The sequence below is a fragment of the Methylobacterium sp. Leaf85 genome (assembly GCF_001422125.1).
In the GTDB taxonomy this organism is placed as follows: Bacteria; Pseudomonadota; Alphaproteobacteria; order Rhizobiales; family Beijerinckiaceae; genus Methylobacterium; species Methylobacterium bullatum.
Genome location: NZ_LMME01000030.1, coordinates 327,067 through 344,943, shown reverse-complemented (window position 1 = coordinate 344,943; position 17,877 = coordinate 327,067). Strand labels below are relative to the sequence as shown.

Below are 17,877 nucleotides of genomic sequence, written 5' to 3'. Positions count from 1 at the left end.
CCCCGGCCCGGCGGGTGAACCGACCACTCAGAGGGAGAAAACCGATGCCGCACCGCACGACAACACTTACCGCCTCGACCTTCGCCACCGCCGGACTGATGGCAGTCCTGACTCTGCGGGAAGCTGCGGCGCAGGAGCGGATAACGCTGGAGACCATTGGCGCGGTCCGCATGGCCCGGTTCGAGGAGGTCCGCGCGGCGAACCCCGAGCTCCGCCCCGCGCGGGCGGCCCCGGCGCGCGAACCCGTCGCGGAACGCACCGCGACGACACGGTAGCTCCGGCCCACCATCCCCGGGCCGGTGCCGTTCGCAGAACCGGCGGACGGCCCGACACACAAGACTTTTCTCGCACCCAAGCGAAAGACACGGAGAACGACAATGAAGATCCTCATGGTGCTGACCTCGCACGACCGCCTCGGCGACACCGGCCGCAAGACCGGCTTCTGGCTGGAGGAACTCGCGGCCCCCTACTACGTGTTCAAGGATGCCGGGGCGGAGGTGGTCCTGGTGTCGCCCGAGGGCGGCCGCCCACCCCTCGATCCGAAGAGCGCCGAGGCGAGCTTCCAGACCGACACGACACGCCGCTTCGAAGCCGACGCGGCGGCCATGGCGGTGCTCGCCGAGACGGGTAGGCTCGATGCCGTCGGCCACGAGGGCTTCGACGCGGTCTTCTATCCCGGCGGTCACGGGCCCCTCTGGGACCTCGCAGAGGATCCGGCCTCGATCAGGCTCATCGAGACGACGCTCGGAGCCGGCAAGCCCGTAGCCCTGGTCTGTCACGCCCCCGGCGTCCTGCGCCATGTCAAGGCAGCCGGCGGGAAGCCCCTCGTCGAAGGCCGGAAGGTCACCGGCTTCACGAACACCGAGGAGGAGGCCGTCGGCCTCACCCAGGTGGTGCCGTTCCTGGTCGAGGACGAGCTCAAGCGGAACGGGGGCCTCTACACCAAGGGAGCCGACTGGGGACCCTTCGTCGTGACCGACGGCCTGCTCATCACCGGCCAGAACCCGGCCTCGTCCGGCCCGGCCGCCGAGCGTCTCTTTGCCCACCTCGCGCGGAGCTGAGGAGGCGGGCGCCCTCGCCGGCGCCCGCGCCCGACCGATCCCGCCCCACCCATGATCGTCGCCCGGCCAGGCCAGGGCGATCCGCCTGCATCTGCGCCCTCGAAGGACCCCAGCCCATGTCAGCCGACATCGTCTTCTCGGACGCGACCCGTCTCGCCGAATTGATCCGCACGCGCCAGGTCTCGCCAGTCGAGGTCGTGCAGGCACATCTCGACCGCATCGCGGCGGTTGACCCCAAGGTCAACGCCATCGTCACCATCGCAGAGGGGGCGCTTTCCGCCGCGAAGGAGGCCGAGGCGGCGATCATGGCCGGCAGGGAACTCGGCCCCTTGCACGGCGTGCCGTTCACCGCGAAGGACTCCATCGACACGGCCGGCGTGATGACCCAGCGCGGCTCGCCCATCTTCAAGGGCCGCGTCCCCGACACCGACGCGACCAGCGTCGCGCGCATGAAGAAGGCCGGCGGCATCCTGCTCGCCAAGACCAACCTTCCCGAGTTCTCCTATTGGATCGAGAGCGACAACCTGCTCTCCGGCCGCTCGAACAATCCCTGGGACCTCGACCGCACGCCCGGTGGCTCAAGCGGCGGCGAGTCCGCTGCCATCGCGGCGGGCATGTCACCCCTCGGTCTCGGCACCGATCTCGCCATCTCGATCCGGGGTCCCGCCGCTCAGACCGGCATCGTCTCGCTGAAGGCGACGCACGGACGTGTGCCGATGACTGGCATCTGGCCGCGGGCGCCCCGCCGCTTCTGGCACGTCGGCCCGATGGCGCGCAGCATTCGTGATCTCGCGCTCGCCTTCTCGCAGCTGGCAGGCCCCGACGGACTGGACGCCTTCGCGACCAGCGCCGTTCCGTTTGATGCCGGCGTTGGTACCGTGCCGGATCGCAAGCTCAAGGTTGGCTGGATGGTCGGGCCGGGCTTCGGTCCCATCGACACGGAGGTGGCGGCGACCGTCAAGGCGGCGGCCGAGGCGCTCAAGAACGAGGGTCACCACGTAGAGGAGGTCCATATCCCGGCGCTGGAGCGGGATTTCGCCCTCGACGTGTTCAACAAGCTCCACGTCATGGAGATGAAGCCGGCTTTCCGGGAGGCGACCGCCGGGCACGAGGACCAGATGTACACGATGGCCAAGACCATGCTGTCGCTGCCCGACACCTCGATGGAGGACTACATCGCGGCCGAACAGGCAGCGGAGCGTCTCCGGGACGGCTATGCGACCTACTTCCGAGATTACGACGTCCTTCTCACCCCGGTGCTGCCGGTGCCGGCGCACAAACACGGCATCACCGAACTCGTCGTCAACGGCGAGACCGTCGACCTGACCTACCTGCAAGGCGCGACCGTGCCCCTCAACGTGACCGGCCTGCCGGGCCTGTCTATGCGCTTCGGGACCAGCCGGGAGGGTATGCCCATCAACGTGCAGTTGGTGGGGCGCTGGCAGGCAGAGACAACGATTCTGCATGCCGCCGCGGTACTGGAGGGCGTCAGCACAGTCCGCGGCCGGCACCCAAGCATCTGACAGGCGGGAGCCTGCCAGTGAGCGCTTCGGGGTCCCCGGCCATGACCGGAGTCGAATGGCGCAAATGTGGGTCGCGGCCAAACCCCGCTTCCCGAGCGAACGTCTGCTTCCTGTGATTTGCTATCCGAGACCGGACAGGAAGGAGATTACCCCCGCCCGGTATTTGGGCCAGATACAAAGCACAGGACCGAGACCTTCAAGCTCTCGACCGATCCCGCCTTCGTCGACAAGGTCCGGGACGTCGTCGGCCTCTATATGGCTTCGCCGCATCGGGCCGTGGTTCTGTGCGTCGACGAGAAGTCGCAGATCCAGGAACTGACCGGCACCGCGCCCGTACTGCCGATGCGACCTGGCCAGCCGGAGCGTCGAACCCATGACTATCGCCGCCAGGGCACGACCGACCTGTTCGCCGCCCTCGACATCCAAGCCGGGACTTTGATCAGCCGCTGCACACGCCGACATCCGCTTGGTGGCTCAACCTCGTCGAGGGCTGGTTCGCCCTCCTGACCCCACAGCGTCTGCAACGCGGCGTCTTCGAACAAACAAATGATCTTGAAGCTACGATCCACGCCTACTACTAGGTGAACATCCCTGGTTTGGCAGATCTGCTGGCCATCAACCCGGAAAGAACCCTCATTTGGGTTTCGCTTCAACCGGTATGTCGTAAAAAGAAACGGCGAGCTCCGTCGAGGAGCTCGCCGGTCCGGTCTGTCTGGCGGTGGAGGGGCGGAGGTTTTTTGCAAGACAGAGGACGATTCCGGACGAGTCCGTCGCAAATATCCCCTCGCGTTTCAAAGATCTCTTTCGAGACCCAGTGGGATCCGGTGTTGAGACGAAACCCTGGACTTGGAGATACCGGCCTAGTCATGCCGATATCAAGGACACCATTCCTTGGGGAATGGATCTCGCAGCGCCTCGTGAAACGCCCGCCAGCCGCTCCGGTCGGCGGGAGCTTGGTGTGAGACACTCAGTTCGGCAGCGCGAACACGGTCAGCTGACCACCGAGATTGGTATACTGGGACAGGGCGGTGTAGCCACCCACCGCGCCGAGACCGGCATTCGGGTCGGTCAGACCGGCCGCGAGGCCGATGCCGGCCCAGCCACCGACACCCGACAGGATGCCGATGAATTGCTTGCCCTTGTGCTGGTAGGTCATCACGTTGCCGACGATGCCCGACGGGGTCTTGAACTTGTAGAGCTCCTTACCGGTCTTCGAGTCGACAGCCTTCAGGTAGCCTTCGAGCGTGCCGTAGAACACCACGTCACCGGCAGTGGCGAGAGCGCCCGACCACACCGAGAATTGCTCGGGGTTGGACCAGACGATCTTCCCCTTGATGTTGTCCCAGGCGATGAAGTTGCCCATGCCGCCGTGACCGTTGGGAGCCGGGTACATGGCCAGCGTCGCGCCGACATAGGGCTGGCCCGCCGTGTAGGAGACCCGGAACGGCTCGTAGTCCATGCAGACGTGGTTGGTGGGCACGTAGAACAGGCTGGTCTTCGGCGAGAACGCAGTAGGCTGCTGGTCCTTGGTGCCCAACGAAGCGGGGCAGATGCCCTTGGAGTTTGTGTCCTCGCCGTTCTGCTCCGTCGAATACCGATCGACGACCAGCGGCCGGCCGTAGGTCTTGGAGCCCTTATCCATGTCGACCTTGGAGGCCCAGTTCACCACCGGATCGAATTTTTCCGCCACCAGCAATTCACCCGTGCTTCGGTCCATCGTGTAGGCGAAGCCGTTGCGATCGAAGTGGGTGAGGAGCGGCCGCTCTTTGCCGCCGATGGTCTGATCCGTGAGGATCATCTCGTTGATGCCGTCGTAGTCCCACTCGTCGTGCGGGGTCATCTGGTAGACCCACTTGGCCATGCCGGTGTCGGGGTTGCGTGCCCAGATGGTCATGGACCACTTGTTGTCGCCCGGACGCTGGACGGGGTTCCAGGTCGAGGGGTTGCCGGACCCGTAATACATCAGGTCGAGCTTGGGATCGTAGGAGAACCAGCCCCAGGTGCAACCGCCGCCCGTCTTCCACTGATCGCCTTCCCAGGTCTTCAGCGAGGAATCCTTGCCGATGGGTTTGCCGAGCGACGTGGTCTTCTCAGGATCGACGATGAGATCGCTGTCCGGCCCCATAGAATAGCCGCGCCATACCTTCTTGCCCGTCCTGGAATCGTAGGCGGTGATGTGGCAGCGCACACCGTACTCGCCGCCCGCGATGCCGACGATGATCTTGTCCTTGACTGGCAGAACTGTCGCGGTGTTGGTCTCGCCCTTCCTGGGGTCGCCGTTGACCACGGACCAGTTCACCTTGCCGGACTTGGCGTCGAGCGAGACGACGGTGGTGTCGGCCTGGTGCAGGATGATGGCGCCGTCGGCATAGGCCAGGCCACGGGCGGACCAGTTCACCTTGCCGGACTTGGCGTCGAGCGAGACGACGGTGGTGTCGGCCTGGTGCAGGATGATGGCGCCGTCGGCATAGGCCAGGCCACGGTTGACCGTGTCACAGCACATCACCGGGATGACCGCCGGATCCTGCTTGGGCTCGTACTTCCAGACGATGACGCCATCCTTGTCGAGGTCCAGGGCGTAGACCACGTTCGGGAAGGGGGTGTGGACGTACATCATGTTGCCGACGACGAGCGGCGAGCCCTCGTGGCCGCGCAGGACGCCCGTCGAGAACGTCCAGGCCACCTGCAGTTGCTTCACGTTGCCGGCGTTGATCTGGTCGAGCTTCGAATAGCGCGTGTTGGCATAGTCGACCGTCTGCAGAACCTGCTCGGCCGGATCGGCTGTGCGCTTCAGGACGTCTTCGTTGGCCACGGCCAGCGACGCGCCGGACAGAGCCAGGGCGCTCAGAACGGAGCCATGCAACCAAACCGACTTCATCGATTCTCTCTACAATGATCAAGGGCTTCGAGCGGCGCTACTCGCCGGCTCGATTGAAGGCCGCCTCGGACACGCTCATTAAGCTCTTAAGAGACGCGGTTTGCGTAGGGAGGCCGTCCCGATCGGAGCTGGGATATTTTCCCGATCTATCCGCGCGTGCGCTCGTTCGCCTCGGAGGCCTCGCTCGAAGCTGCCTCGGCTTCGAGCGGTTGGCGGGTCTTCAGCAGCCCCGCACCGATGGCGAACCAGACGAGTTCGGCATCGGTCTGGAGACCGAGCTTCGCCTTGATGCCCGAATTGTAGTTCTGGATCGTCTTCTGGCTGAGGGACAGCGCATTCGCGACGGCCTCCGTGGTGAGGCCCGAGGCGACGAGGCCCAGAACCTCGATTTCGCGCGGCCCGAGATCCTTGAGCGGCGAGGTCCGGCCCGACAGGCGCTCGGCGGCGATCTCCCGGGCGATATCGACGCTCACCGCCTGCTCGCCCTTGGCCACCGCCTCCATGACGGTGATCAGCTCCATGGGGGGACTGCTCTTCGTCACGTAGCCCATGGCGCCGGCCTCGAAGGCCTTGAGGGCGAAGGGAGCGCCCTGGTGCATGGTGAAGACGAGGATGCGGGCCGTCCGGTCGAACCCGCGAATGAGCCGGATCGCCTCGAAGCCGCTGGCCCCCGGCAGGCTGATGTCCATGACCACCACGTCGGGGCCCTTGGTCCGATAGAGACGGTAGGCGTCCATGGCGTTCTCGGCCTCCGCCGTCACGCTGTAGCTGCCCTGGCGCTCGAGGAACTTGCGGTAGCCGGCGCGCACCACGGGATGATCGTCGACGAGCATGATCGAGAGGCCGCTCACGCCGGGTGATCCAGATGGGATGCGACAGAGCCGGCCGCGCAGGGAATCGTGGCTTCGATCCGGATCCCCATTGGCGCCGCCCCGATGGAAAGGACGCCGCCGAGGGCCACCACCCGCTCCCGGATGCCAAGGATCCCATGACCGCCGCCCACGGTCAGGTCGGCCGGATCCCCGCCGCCATCATCCTCGACGATGAGCGACACGGCCCGCGCCGGCTCCGATGCGCAAACGATCCTCACCTTGACCTCGCTCGGCCGCCCGTGCCGGACAGCGTTGGTAAGGCACTCCTGCGCGATGCGATAGAGCGCCAGGGCCACGGGTTCGGGCACGATTCCGGGATCACCCACGATGTCGAGGCGGAAGACCGGACGGGCGCTCCCGCTCGACGGTGCGGTGGAGGCGGCCTGGGGGGAGAAACTGCGCGCGTTCCAGGTGGCGACGAGATGATCGAGGCAACGCACCAACCCCATTTCGGTGAGTTCGGGAGGCCTCAGGCGAGCGAGCGCGTTGCGGAGCGTCTGCATCATGCGCTCGGTCAGGACGCCGATCTCCCCGGCATCCTCGGCAATGTCCGGACGGTCGCCGCGGGTCCCGGCGGCGATGGCCCCCGCGAGAGCGGAGGTCGCGGTGAGGCATTGACCGAACTCATCGTGCAAGTCCCGGCCCAGCGAACGGCGCTCTTCTTCCTGCACGATGAAGAGTCGCTTGGTCAGCGTCGCGCGCTGCTGCGTCGTGAGGGCCAGGCGTCCCGTCAGGTCATTGAAGGCCCGCGCGATATGCTGGAACTCGCGTGTCCGGAACGCCGGCAAACGCACGGTGAGGTCGCCGGTCTCGAGCCGTCGCAATCCGCCGGTGATGATCTCCGCGGGCATCAGGGCGTGTCCGACCACCAGTACGACGAGGAGGCAGATACCGCCCGACATCGTGGCCGCGATCAGGAACTCGACGCTCACCTGACGCCAGGCCTTGCGCAGAACGGCGGCATGATCCGCGACCGCCGAGACGGTCCCGACGCTGCGCCGATTGACGAGAAGATGCCGCTCGACGGGTCGGCTTTCGCCGAAGATCATGGTGTAGAGCCGGACGAAGATTTCCGGCGGCTCGGGGCTCACTTCCGTTTCGTTTCCGCACAGGCGCCGCGGCGTCTCGTCGAGCCATGTAATCGTGACGCAATAACCCGGACTGATGACGCGCAGAACATCGGAGCTGCGCCAGTCCGGAAACGCGTATTTGGCGTTGCGCCCCGCGCTTCCGCGCCACGTCAGCTCGCGCCAGCCAAACTCTTGCACCTCGCGCACGACCCGATCGGCCGAGGAAGTCGCATCGGCTTCGATGGTCCGGTTTACGTCGAGAACGACCCACACGACCGCACAGGCTAGACAGAGGAGCGCGATGGCAATCACTTGCAGGACAACGCTCGTGACGATCCGCATAACCTATTGTTCCTGCGCGCAGCGACACTACGCAGCTGCGTGCACGCTGGCGAAGGGGGGCTTTGCCAAGCGAGGCGCACTCTAATCAAGTCTTTTGTCGAATGATCGCAGGCGTTCCGGCCGTGTGGCAAGGCGGAATGACGCCGGCGTTGCTACTCGACGGTACGCCCCAGATGTCGATCAGCCCCCACAATGCCCAGGTTCATTTCCGTTTGGCATGGGCCGCTTCGCCGAGGCGCGCCACCGGTCGCTCGCTCGTCGTGATGCCCGAAGCGTCGAGCTAGCACTACTTTGGCATTCTTGCCTGAAGAGCCATGACGGAACTTCGTGGAGGTTCAAACCGCGTCAAAATCCTCTGGTTTGAGGCACCTGAGATTGCAGAATGCTCAGGCTATTTTTCTGCCTGTAGCGCAAATATAGGTCAAAATACTTTTTTGCCAAATTAGTGCTGAAGGTTGTCATCAACCGCTTGTCAGTCGAGCGACCTGTTTGAGCATGAGGCAGACGAAGGCGACCATGTGGAGATCGGCAAGTGTGATGGGATAGCGCTCGTAATCTTTGACGAGGCGGCGGAAGCGCGTCGCCCGGGCGAAGGAACGCTCCACGACCCAGCGGCGCGGCAGCAGCACGAACCCACGCTTGGCCTCAGGGAATTTGACGACCTCCAGTTCGATGCCGTGTTCTCGGGCGGCCTTGGCCGGCTTTTCCCCTGTATAGCCCTGGTCGACATAGCCGAGATCGACGCTGTCCCCGGTGGTGGCCTGCACGGCTTGCGCCAGATGCCCGACCTGGACCCGGTCGTCGGCATCGGCGGGGGTGACGTGAAGGGCCAGAAGATTGCCCAATGTGTCGACGGCCAGATGGACCTTCGAGCCCTTCTTGCGCTTGGCCCCATCGTAGCCGGCCCGCTCGCCGCTTTCGGGCGTCGAGCGCAAGGTTCGGCTGTCGAGGATGGCCGCGCTCGGCTCAGGAGAACGCCCGGAGGCCAGGCGCAGGAGCGCACGCAGATCGTCGGCGAGTTGCTCGAAGCAGCCTGCCGTCAGCCAGCGCTGGGCCTGCTGGTAGACGGCTTCCCAGGGCGGGAGGTCGTGGGGCATCCATCGCCAGGGTGCCCCCGTCTTCACCACGTAGCGCAATCCGTTGAACGCCTCGCGAAGCGAAGACTCACGCTGCCCCGCATCCTCGCGCAGCAGCGTCAGGTACGGTGCGCCGCGCACCCATTCATCATCGGAAACATCGGACGGGTAGGCTTGGCGCGAAGAGGTCATGCCTCCTCATCTGGATTCCAGACCGCCCAGGTCCACGACAGCCTCTAGCTTGCCGCGATAGCTCGCATCAGTGATTCTGCTCACGCATCAACGTCTCAACGAAGTGTGCGGCCTTGAGGGCTCGGGCATCGTCGCCATGGCGGGCGATCACCTGCACACCGAGCGGCAACCCGGTCGGGGTGCTTCCCACCGGCACGGTTACGCAAGGAACACCCATCAGCGTCCAGAGCCGGTTGAAGCGGGAATCGCCCGTGCTGGCATACCCTTCCGGCGCCGGGCCGGGGGCTGAGAGCGTCAGGATCACGTCCAGATCATGCTCGGCGAACTGATCGGGCAATTGCCGCCGGGCGCGACCCGCAACCTTCAAGGACGCATCGTATGAATTCGGCGACACGTTCTGCGCGTCATCGAGATGCGCTCTTAGAAGTGGGCCGAGGTTCGCACGATGCGTGGCGTATTCCCAATTGAGCGCTTGGGCCGCTTCGAAATCCTGGATTGTACCATGAAACCCGAAGGCTTCGGCGAACACCGCCGGCAGGACCACGTCACACACGCGGGATCCTATGGCCTCGGCGGCGGCACGCACGCGTTCGAGGGCATCCAGCGCTTCGGGCTCCGCATCAGCACAGAAATCTTGCAGGACGACACCAATCCGCGGTGTACCCGGATTGGTTGTGGGAAGGTCGATGCCGGGACGCCCTGTCATCTGCGCGAGGGCGAGGGCGGCATCCGCGACGCCCGCCGTGAACAGGCCCAGCGTGTCGAGCGTCCAGGAAAAGCACTTCATGCCCACCGTGGGTAGGAGCCCGAAGGACGGTTTCATCCCCACCACGCCGCAATAGGCAGCCGGCCTGATGACGGAGCCTCCGGTCTGCGTACCGAGGGCCAGCGGCAGCATCCCCGCCGACACGGCCGCGGCCGAACCCGCCGATGAACCGCCCGGCGTATGGCCGGGATGGCGCGGATTGCGGGTTTGGGTCGGGTCAAGGAAGGCGAAGGCCGTCGTGGTGGTCTTGGCCAAAGGCACAGCGCCGAGCCGCCTCAGGCGCGCCACCGCGGCTGCATCGGCGCGCGGGCGCCAGCCTTCATAGATCGGCGATCCCATCTGCGTCGGCAGGTCGGCCGTGTCGAGGATGTCCTTCACTCCCACCGCAATGCCCGCGAGAGGCCCCTGCTCCGCCACGAACGGAACGGGATTACGGCTCACCAGCGCCTGGATCTCAGGCTCGTGCTCGGCGATCGCAGCTGTGGAGAGGGCGATGGCCTCACGTGGGGTGAGCGAGCCGGCATCGATCTGCTTGCGCAGCGACAGTAGGGAAAGCATGGGGCAGCGTCCCGATGATGGCGGCGTGCGGCTTCAGGAGGCAGGAAAGGTGATCGGACGTGCGAGAACCGTCTCGCACCAGCGCGCCGTGCGGAGCAACGCCAGATCGTTGCGGTATGTGCCGACGAGCTGGATCCCGAGCGGAAGCCCTCGGCTCTCCCCAGCCGGAAGAGCGACCGCCGGCACGCCGAGGCAGGTCCAGGGGACGCAGAAGGCGGGGTCACCGGTCGAGGCCAGCCCTTCCGGGGCGGGACCGGCGGCGGGCAGGGTCAGGACTGCATCGTAGCCTGCCAGCACCCTATCGAAGTCCGCCCGCAGATCGGCCTGCCGCCGACGCGCTTCCACGTAGGCCACGGCCGGGATCCGCGCCCCCTCCGCCACGAGATCCTTGAGCGGCTGGCTCGTCCGGTCTGGAAAGCGCTCCACCAGCGATCCGAAGCAGACGCTCGCCTCGACGGCGAGGAGAGTGCGCGCGCAGTCCCACAGGACTTCGAACGCGGCGGGGAGCACGAGGTTGGACACATGGGCTCCGGCCGTTCGGAAAGCTGTCGTCGCGGAGTCGAGCAGCGCGCGCTGCTCCGGTTCGGCCCTGTCCCAGATCGTGGTCTGAACCAGCGCCAGGCGCGGCGCCTCGCAGGGGGACAATCCCGTGTCGAGGTCGATGGAAAAGCCCGGCAATGGGCGGCCGTGCAGGTCCGCCTCGTCGCGGCCGATCAGACGCGCCAGGGCGAAGGCGGCATCCGTGACCGAGCGGGTGAACAGGCCGACATGGTCGAGGGAGGAGGCCAGCGGGTGAACGCCGATCCTCGGAATTGCGCCGTAGCTCGGCTTGAGGCCGACGACCCCGCAATAGGCGGCCGGCCGGATCACCGATCCGAAGGTCTGGGTACCGAGCGCCAGGGGAACGATCCCGGCCGCTACGGCAGCGGCCGAGCCGCTCGACGAGCCGCCCGGCGTGTGCCCGCGCCTCCATGGATTGTGCGTCGGCCCCGGGTGACGCCAAGCGAATTCTGTCGAGACCGTCTTGCCCAGTACGGAGGCCCCGAGGGACTTCAGGCGAGCGACGATCCAGGCATCCGCGGCGGGCACGTGGTCGGCATAGACGGGCGAGCCGTTCGTGGTTGGCATGTCGGCGGTGGCGATGATGTCCTTCACCCCGACGGGGATGCCCTCCCAGGCACCGTCTCCCGGCGCGGGATCCGCCGCGAGGACGGTGAAGGCGGAAAGATCCGAGCGCGCCCGGGCTGCATCATGGCAGGCCGCGAGGTAATCGCCGGGGGACACGTGTCCATCGCGAAACGCCCGCAGGGCGTCGACGAGACCGAGGTGGTTGAGCATCAACGAGTCCGTTGTCTTGCGGAACCGAACGCCGCGCCGATGCGGCGTAGCGTTCGGACGTTTCCGGCCTCAGTTCGCCGCGAGGCTCTTCTCGATGAAGTCGCGGCGCACGAAGGTGGCGTAGTCGGGCAGGGCCGAGAGGTTGCCCAGTGCCACCTGGGTCTCCATGCCGGTTTTCAGGGCCTCGGCGGAGATGTCGACGCTGTCGGGATAGACCTTCTCCCGCATCATGCGTTTGACCGCGGCTTCGACGACGGCGGGGTCGAGGTTGGGGAACTGCTTCTTGGCGATGGCGATGGTCTTCTCGGGCTCGGCATGCATGAAGCGGATCGCCTTCTGCATCCCGGTGACGACTTTCTGGGTGATGGCCGGATCGACGTCCTTGCGGGCGCTCACGGAGGAGAAGGCGTAGGGGCCGTAGCGCTCTGGAAAGCCCAGCACGACCTTCATGCCCTTGGCCACCACCTGGTCGAGGCCGGGCTCGTACATGACCGCGATCTTGGCTTGGCCGGCGAGGAGCGGCCCCGGCTCGGAGCCGAGCTGGACCTGGGTCATCTCGACGTCCTCGGGTTTCAGTCCGTTCTCCTTCAGGAGCTTCAGGAACAGCGATGTGCTGGTGGTCGGCATCAGCCCGGTGACGATCTTCTGACCCTTCAGGTCCTTCACATCGTTGAAGGTCACGTCGGGAGCGGTCGCGATCCAGACTGCGGCTCCGTTGACCACGTTCGCCACCACGTTGACCGGCGCGCCCTTCGAGGCGGCGATGGCGGTCCATTCGGGGCCGTGGATCGAGTACTGCGCGCTCTTTGAGATCACGGCCGAGAGCGCCACGGCAGGCGCGCCCGCCGTCTCCTTCGTTACTTCGACGCCTTCGCCCGCGAAGAAGCCGCCATCCATGGCGACGTAGAAGGGCAGGTAGAGCATCGACTGGAAGGCTTGCGAGATCGTGACCTTGTCCGCCGCACGGGCAGGCAATGACACGAGACTGGCAAACCCCAGGGTCGCTGCCAGGGAGGCCGAGAAACGCAGATGCTTGGAACGGATCATCCGTGGGAGCCCTCTTCGGGAATGTTTAGGTATGGGTGAGTTTGGAGAGCCTTAGCCCCAGGGGGCGCCGAGAGTTGCACCTGATGCCGGCGCCCCCATCGACGGGGGGAAGATCAAACCTGAACCTGGCCGGCGGTGTTGATCTGCCGCCAAGGCAGGATGCGACGCTCGGCGAAATCGATGACGTGGTAGAGGAGGAAGCCCACGAACATCAGCACGAACAATCCGACCCAGACAGTATTGAGGTCGTAGAGGCTCGATGCCGAATATATCAGGTGCCCGAGGCCGCGCTGTGACGAGATGAACTCGCCGACCACCGCCCCTACGAGAGCAAAGCCGATGTTGATGCGGAACATCCCGATGATGGCCGGCAGGGTCGAGGGCACGATCACGCTCTTGAAGATGCGGTTCTTCGAGGCGCCCATCGAGGCGAGCAGGGCCTGCAGGTCGGGGTCGGCGTCCCGCGCGGCCTGATAGGCGGCGATGAGGGCGACGAGAGCGGTCAGAGAAACCGCGAGCGCCACCTTCGAGACGAAGCCGGTGCCGAACCACAGGATGACGATCGGGGCCAACGCGATCTTCGGCACCGAGTTGATCGCCACGATAAAGGGCTCGACGAGCCGCGCCACGAAGGCCGAGTACCACAGGCCGAGGCCAGCCAGCGACCCCAGAAGCGTTCCGATGAGGAACCCGATGATCGCTTCGATCACGGTGTACCAGGTGTCGACCGGCAGCGATCCGTCCAGCATGGAGGCGAGAAAGACCCGCCAGATGCCTGATGGCGCGCCCACCAGGAATTCCGTGAGCCAGCCGGCTCGGACCGCGATCTCCCACGCAAGAAAGAACACGGCGACCGCCAGCAGTTGGATGACGCCTCGGCCGAGTGTCGTATCGGCTGCCCGGGCAAAGGCGCCCGGCTTGGCGCGGCGCCGGGCAACAGGTTTCTTGGCGGGTCGGACTGAGGCTGCGGAGGAAGACTTCGGATTTTGGGAGGTCTGCAAGACTTCCGACGTTTTTAATGTCTGCGTCGCCATCAGGCTGCCCTTTGTCGGGTCTGGATCTCGAGTTCGCCACACAGGGTTTGGAAATAGTCGGAGAAGCGCGGATCGCTGCGCGCGCCGATCGGCGAACGGGCATCGAGCCCGATCTCGTGAACGGACTTCACCTTGGTAGGGCGATTGCCCAGGACGACGACGCGCTTCGACAGAGCGACGGCCTCATCGATGTCGTGCGTCACCAGGACGACGGTCTTGTGGAAGGTCTCCACGGCGTCGAGGAGAACGCCTTCGAGGTAGAGCCGCGTCTGGTAGTCGAGAGCCGAGAAGGGTTCATCCAAGAGCAGGATGTCGGGATCCATGATCAGGGTCCGGATCAGGGCGGTCCGCTGCCGCATGCCTCCGGACAACATCTTGGGGTAGGCATTCTCGAACCCCGACAGGCCGAAGGTCGAGAGGTACTCGCGGGCCGTATCGAGGGCCTGGGCGCGGTCGACGCCCTTCATCTCCAGGCCGAGCATCACGTTCTGCAAGACCGTCCGCCAGGGAAACAGGAGGTCTTTCTGCATCATGTAGCCGACCCGGCCCTGCAGCCCCGGCACCACCTCGCCGCGAAACGTCATTGTGCCGCTATCGGGCTCGAGAAGTCCGGCGATGACGTTGAACACTGTCGTCTTGCCACAGCCGCTCGGGCCGATGATGCTGACGAAGTCGCGCTCGTAAATATCGAAGCTGAGCCCATCAAGCACCGGCACTGGCCCGCCCTTGCCGGGAAAGGATTTGCGGATACCGTCCAGGCGGAGTTGAACCCCAGGAGCCGTCATGAACCCTCCGTGTGTGCAGGGCGACCCCAGCAAACTTCAGGCCAGCAGAATTATGGATACAGATGACTGACTGGGTCACCGCCTATGGAGAGATCAGCAAGGCGCCGCCAAATTGACGCTCCTCCGCCGCGACGTGGGCCTCCACGACGTTGGCCAGCTTGAAGCGGCCTCCGATGTCGAGGCTGACTTCCCCTTGGCGATGGCCTCGAACAAGTCGGCCGCATTGGCACGGAAGGTTGCCGGGTCGGCATGTGGGGAAAGACGGAGGGGCGCGTCAGGAGGAGGCATCCCTCCTTGTTGAGTCGCTCCGGGTCGACCGCCGGGGCCTTCCAGGCTGTCTTCGGGCTGGTCCGCCGATCCCTCGTGAAGCCCCGTCGCAGCCGTCGGAGGCTGCGGTGGAGCATTTCCCTGTCCAGAGGGAGGCAAAGGGCTGGCGAAGCATCGTCACGAAGGAGGCTCGCACGAGATCCGAATGCCCGTTCCAGGTCCCCACCTGTCCCGACCATCCGGCGGCGTCGTTCCCGTCCAGGGCACCGGCGCTGCTGGTGCGTGTCTAGGCTCGTGCCGACGATAGAAGGACGTGTATGCCCGGGCATGACCGCAATAATAGAAAGGTAAATTTTTATTCGAAGATCGTTTTTTTATTGTAATTACTGATAATATCGGATGCTCGTTGAAATCTGTCGCCACATATTACCTGATATAGTGTGACTATGGCGCGCTATAAATGCCGGCGATGAGCGCGCTGGGGGCGATGCGACGCCGGGGCAGGGTTGCCGGTTGGCCGACAGCAGGCAACCGAAGCGCCATGGAAGCCTCGACGCGTTAGTACCTCGCCCGACGAACGGATGTGCCGAGAAGTGCATTGCCATCGTGCGCATGCTGATGAGCGCTACCATCCGGGAATGCCAACCCATGGACAAGCTTGGCTGATCGGGCCAGTTTCCGCGCCTTCGAAGCAGAAAGGAACCTCATGATTCGTCTTCTAACCGCAATGGCCTCCCTTGCGCTTGTCGCGCAGCCCGCCCTCGCCCAACCGGCGAATCTGCAACCAACGCGCGACGTCACGGTCACCTACCGCATGAACGCCCCGGGCATGGCCGGCGTACCAGGGACGGCAGCACCGCCGCAGGGGATGCAGATGGCGTTCTCGGCCAGCGACGGCAAGCAGCGGATCGACCCGCCCGGCGGGATGGGATGGATGTTGGTAGACCGGAAGGCGAACACAGCCGTGATGGTGATGGACGCACAGCGGGCAACGATGGCGATGCCACCGGCGACGGTGGCGGCTATGACGCAAGGCGTGCCACCGGGGGCGACTTTCACGCGCAAAGGGACGGCCACGGTAGCCGGCACGGCGTGCACGGAGTGGGAGGTCGCCGCCGGGCCGGGGCGGGGGACGTCTTGCATCACGGAGGATGGGGTTCTGCTGCGGACGACGACCACGCCACCGGGCGGTACACCGACAACGGTCATGGAAGCGACACAGGTAGCCTACGGCCCGGTAGAGGCGGCGCGGCTGAAGGTTCCTTCGGGCTACACCGCCATGGCGACACCGGGCGGAGCCCCCGGAGCACCTGGTACGGCGCCGGGTCGCTGAGGTCTTAGGCTACTCGCGTCTAACAGAATGGGCATGAAGCGCGTCGGCCGGGATGGCTGGCCAAGCGAACCCGCCGTCTCACGCATCGCTGCCGCCTATTCTGCCGGTGAGCCAAGTTGCGTACCGGCTCACACGTAAAATGGACGACCCACCCCGCCGGCCTCGTGATCAGATTGGGGCGGCGGGGCTAAGCTCGCCTTCCCACTTCACAATCGGCCTAGACCGCGAACAGTGCCGTCCAGGGCTCACTCAGGCAGCGACAGCCTTGCGCGAACGACCAGCGCGCTTCTTTTCGGGACCGGGGGCCTCGGACCGCTCATTCGTGAAGCGTTTGCGAGGCATGGTATCCCCCCTCCTTCAGGGTTCAGGATACCCGAAGAACTGGCGCTCAGAGTGGACCAGTTTGCGGCTCTTTGCCGAGTTTGGTCAATTAGGCTGCGAGGAGGAACCGTCGTCGTAGGAGGTCGAGATTGGCGCGGCCGTACATTGCGCGCTTCAAGAGCTTGAGACGCATAATCTGGCCTTCGGCTTGCCCAATGCTCCATGGCAGTGTCAAACCACGGCCACGCAGCGAAGTGGGAGGGCTATTGGCACACTCCCAGCCCGAGCAAAGCCTTTTTGTGGTTCCTCTCGCCGTTTCAAATTCGACCACCATCCGAGCCTGAGACTGCAGTCGAATGATCGAAGCCAAATTCAAAATGAGACACCACTTGGCCGCTCATTCCGTTATCTTGATTGCCTGTAAGTTTGTATAGGACGGCTCTATGACGCGCGTGCCGCGACGCAAGCTCTGCGGCGTTTGACCGAACATGCGCAGGAAAGCCCGCCGCATCCGATTGCGATCGGCAAAGCCTGTGTCGCGGGCAACGACATCCATCGCATGGCGTCCGTCTTCGAGCATGCGTTGCGCAGCCTCCAGGCGGAGACGCTCTACGGCCTTGGCTGGGGACTGTCCGGTCTCCTCGCGAAAGATCCTGCTGAATTGTCGGGGACTTAAGCTCGCGGCGTCAGCGAGCTCCTCGACGGTCAACGGATTGGCCAGATGCTCTCGGGCGTAAACGAGCGCGCGGCGGACGCGGCCGGAGCGGGGCTCCAATTCGAGGAGCGCCGAGAACTGGGACTGGCCGCCCGGGCGGCGGTGGTAGACGACGAGCTTGCGCGCCACCATCCGCGACAGGTCCGCGGCGTGATCGTCTTCGATCAGGGCGAGTGTCAGGTCGATGGCCGCGCTCATCCCGGCGGATGTCCAGATGGGTCCGTCGGAGACGAAGATGCGGTCTTCGTCGACGCGGACGCGGGGAAACCGGGCCTGTAAGTCCCTGGCATGGGCCCAATGCGTGGTCGCGGAACGGCCGTCGAGCAATCCCGCCTCGGCCAACGCGAATGCTCCTGTGCACAGTCCCGCGACGCGTCGGGACGTCTGACCCGCCTCGGCGATGTAGCTGCGCAGGGAAGGCGTGATGGGGCGGGGAAGCAGCTCGCCGACGATCATCAAGGTGTCCGGTGCGACGGTGAGAGGAACCGTCTCGACTCGGATGCCCAGCGACGACCGGATCGTTCCACCACACTCGGACATCACTGTCAGGCGGTAGGCCTCGTATCCGAGTTCCACGTTGGTGAACTCGAAGGCCGATAGCGCGGCCAGTCCCATGACTTGGAACCCGTCCTCAAGAATGAAGCCGACCTCTGGCAACGAAACCACCACCGTTTATGTCCTGAATTGACGCTTTTACGT

14 protein-coding genes and 1 pseudogene are annotated in these 17,877 nt (G+C 65.1%); 5 read left to right on the top strand and 10 right to left on the bottom strand.

The window, feature by feature from the left end; translation table 11 throughout:
- Positions 1 to 44: 44 nt before the first annotated feature.
- The 4 genes and pseudogenes from ASF08_RS16245 to ASF08_RS24235 form a co-directional block, all read left to right on the top strand.
- Positions 45 to 275: a hypothetical protein gene (locus ASF08_RS16245; RefSeq protein WP_056147129.1), complete on the top strand. Its 231-nt coding sequence runs from the start codon at positions 45 to 47 to the stop codon at positions 273 to 275.
- A gap of 102 nt (positions 276 to 377) precedes the next feature.
- On the top strand, positions 378 to 1,061 hold the full coding sequence (locus ASF08_RS16240) for a type 1 glutamine amidotransferase domain-containing protein (RefSeq protein ID WP_056147127.1): 684 nt from the start codon (positions 378 to 380) through the stop codon (positions 1,059 to 1,061).
- 116 nt (positions 1,062 to 1,177) lie between these two features.
- On the top strand, positions 1,178 to 2,584 hold the full coding sequence (locus ASF08_RS16235) for an amidase (protein WP_056147125.1): 1,407 nt from the start codon (positions 1,178 to 1,180) through the stop codon (positions 2,582 to 2,584).
- Between the two features lie 180 nt (positions 2,585 to 2,764).
- Positions 2,765 to 3,159: pseudogene (locus ASF08_RS24235) on the top strand (IS630 family transposase); the annotation flags it as partial.
- A 392-nt stretch (positions 3,160 to 3,551) separates the two neighbouring features.
- On the opposite strand, the gene ASF08_RS16225 reads toward ASF08_RS24235, so the two are convergent.
- From ASF08_RS16225 to ASF08_RS16185, 9 genes are all read right to left on the bottom strand, one after another.
- On the bottom strand, positions 3,552 to 5,462 hold the full coding sequence (locus ASF08_RS16225; protein WP_056147121.1) for a methanol/ethanol family PQQ-dependent dehydrogenase: 1,911 nt from the start codon (positions 5,460 to 5,462) through the stop codon (positions 3,552 to 3,554).
- A gap of 146 nt (positions 5,463 to 5,608) precedes the next feature.
- Positions 5,609 to 6,313, bottom strand: coding sequence for a response regulator (locus tag ASF08_RS16220; RefSeq protein ID WP_056147119.1), 705 nt, complete (start codon positions 6,311 to 6,313; stop codon positions 5,609 to 5,611).
- The gene (locus ASF08_RS16215) at positions 6,310 to 7,611 is read right to left on the bottom strand and encodes a sensor histidine kinase (RefSeq protein WP_238253673.1); all 1,302 of its coding nucleotides are present in this window, start codon (positions 7,609 to 7,611) and stop codon (positions 6,310 to 6,312) included. Before ASF08_RS16215 ends, ASF08_RS16220 begins: the two co-directional genes overlap by 4 nt.
- A gap of 596 nt (positions 7,612 to 8,207) precedes the next feature.
- Positions 8,208 to 9,014, bottom strand: coding sequence for an IS5 family transposase (locus tag ASF08_RS16210; protein ID WP_056147113.1), 807 nt, complete (start codon positions 9,012 to 9,014; stop codon positions 8,208 to 8,210).
- A gap of 67 nt (positions 9,015 to 9,081) precedes the next feature.
- On the bottom strand, positions 9,082 to 10,338 hold the full coding sequence (locus ASF08_RS16205) for an amidase (RefSeq protein ID WP_056147111.1): 1,257 nt from the start codon (positions 10,336 to 10,338) through the stop codon (positions 9,082 to 9,084).
- A 33-nt stretch (positions 10,339 to 10,371) separates the two neighbouring features.
- Complete coding sequence (locus ASF08_RS16200; protein WP_056147109.1) at positions 10,372 to 11,676, bottom strand: amidase; 1,305 nt, start codon at positions 11,674 to 11,676, stop codon at positions 10,372 to 10,374.
- Positions 11,677 to 11,745: 69 nt separating this feature from the next.
- Positions 11,746 to 12,723, bottom strand: a complete 978-nt coding sequence (locus ASF08_RS16195; RefSeq protein ID WP_056147106.1) for an ABC transporter substrate-binding protein — start codon at positions 12,721 to 12,723, stop codon at positions 11,746 to 11,748.
- A 113-nt stretch (positions 12,724 to 12,836) separates the two neighbouring features.
- The gene (locus ASF08_RS16190; protein WP_238253674.1) at positions 12,837 to 13,571 is read right to left on the bottom strand and encodes an ABC transporter permease; all 735 of its coding nucleotides are present in this window, start codon (positions 13,569 to 13,571) and stop codon (positions 12,837 to 12,839) included.
- Positions 13,572 to 13,756: 185 nt separating this feature from the next.
- Positions 13,757 to 14,542: an ABC transporter ATP-binding protein gene (locus ASF08_RS16185; protein ID WP_056147103.1), complete on the bottom strand. Its 786-nt coding sequence runs from the start codon at positions 14,540 to 14,542 to the stop codon at positions 13,757 to 13,759.
- A 973-nt stretch (positions 14,543 to 15,515) separates the two neighbouring features.
- On the opposite strand from ASF08_RS16185, the gene ASF08_RS16180 reads away from it, so the two are divergent.
- Entirely contained in the window at positions 15,516 to 16,142 is a 627-nt protein-coding gene (locus tag ASF08_RS16180; RefSeq protein WP_147830275.1) for a hypothetical protein, read from the top strand.
- A gap of 718 nt (positions 16,143 to 16,860) precedes the next feature.
- On the opposite strand, the gene ASF08_RS16175 is transcribed toward ASF08_RS16180, so the two are convergent.
- Positions 16,861 to 17,835 (bottom strand): GlxA family transcriptional regulator, encoded by a 975-nt coding sequence (locus ASF08_RS16175; protein ID WP_056147202.1) that lies wholly within the window; start codon positions 17,833 to 17,835, stop codon positions 16,861 to 16,863.
- Positions 17,836 to 17,877: the final 42 nt, after the last annotated feature.

Coding starts and splice junctions, on each gene's coding strand:
- ASF08_RS16200 (WP_056147109.1), bottom strand. CDS start 11,676: ATGCTCAACCACCTCGGTCTCGTCGACGCCCTGCGGGCGTTTCGCGAT.
- ASF08_RS16185 (WP_056147103.1), bottom strand. CDS start 14,542: ATGACGGCTCCTGGGGTTCAACTCCGCCTGGACGGTATCCGCAAATCC.
- ASF08_RS16195 (WP_056147106.1), bottom strand. CDS start 12,723: ATGATCCGTTCCAAGCATCTGCGTTTCTCGGCCTCCCTGGCAGCGACC.
- ASF08_RS16210 (WP_056147113.1), bottom strand. CDS start 9,014: ATGACCTCTTCGCGCCAAGCCTACCCGTCCGATGTTTCCGATGATGAA.
- ASF08_RS16240 (WP_056147127.1), top strand. CDS start 378: ATGAAGATCCTCATGGTGCTGACCTCGCACGACCGCCTCGGCGACACC.
- ASF08_RS16205 (WP_056147111.1), bottom strand. CDS start 10,338: ATGCTTTCCCTACTGTCGCTGCGCAAGCAGATCGATGCCGGCTCGCTC.
- ASF08_RS16235 (WP_056147125.1), top strand. CDS start 1,178: ATGTCAGCCGACATCGTCTTCTCGGACGCGACCCGTCTCGCCGAATTG.
- ASF08_RS16225 (WP_056147121.1), bottom strand. CDS start 5,462: ATGAAGTCGGTTTGGTTGCATGGCTCCGTTCTGAGCGCCCTGGCTCTG.
- ASF08_RS16180 (WP_147830275.1), top strand. CDS start 15,516: ATGATTCGTCTTCTAACCGCAATGGCCTCCCTTGCGCTTGTCGCGCAG.
- ASF08_RS16245 (WP_056147129.1), top strand. CDS start 45: ATGCCGCACCGCACGACAACACTTACCGCCTCGACCTTCGCCACCGCC.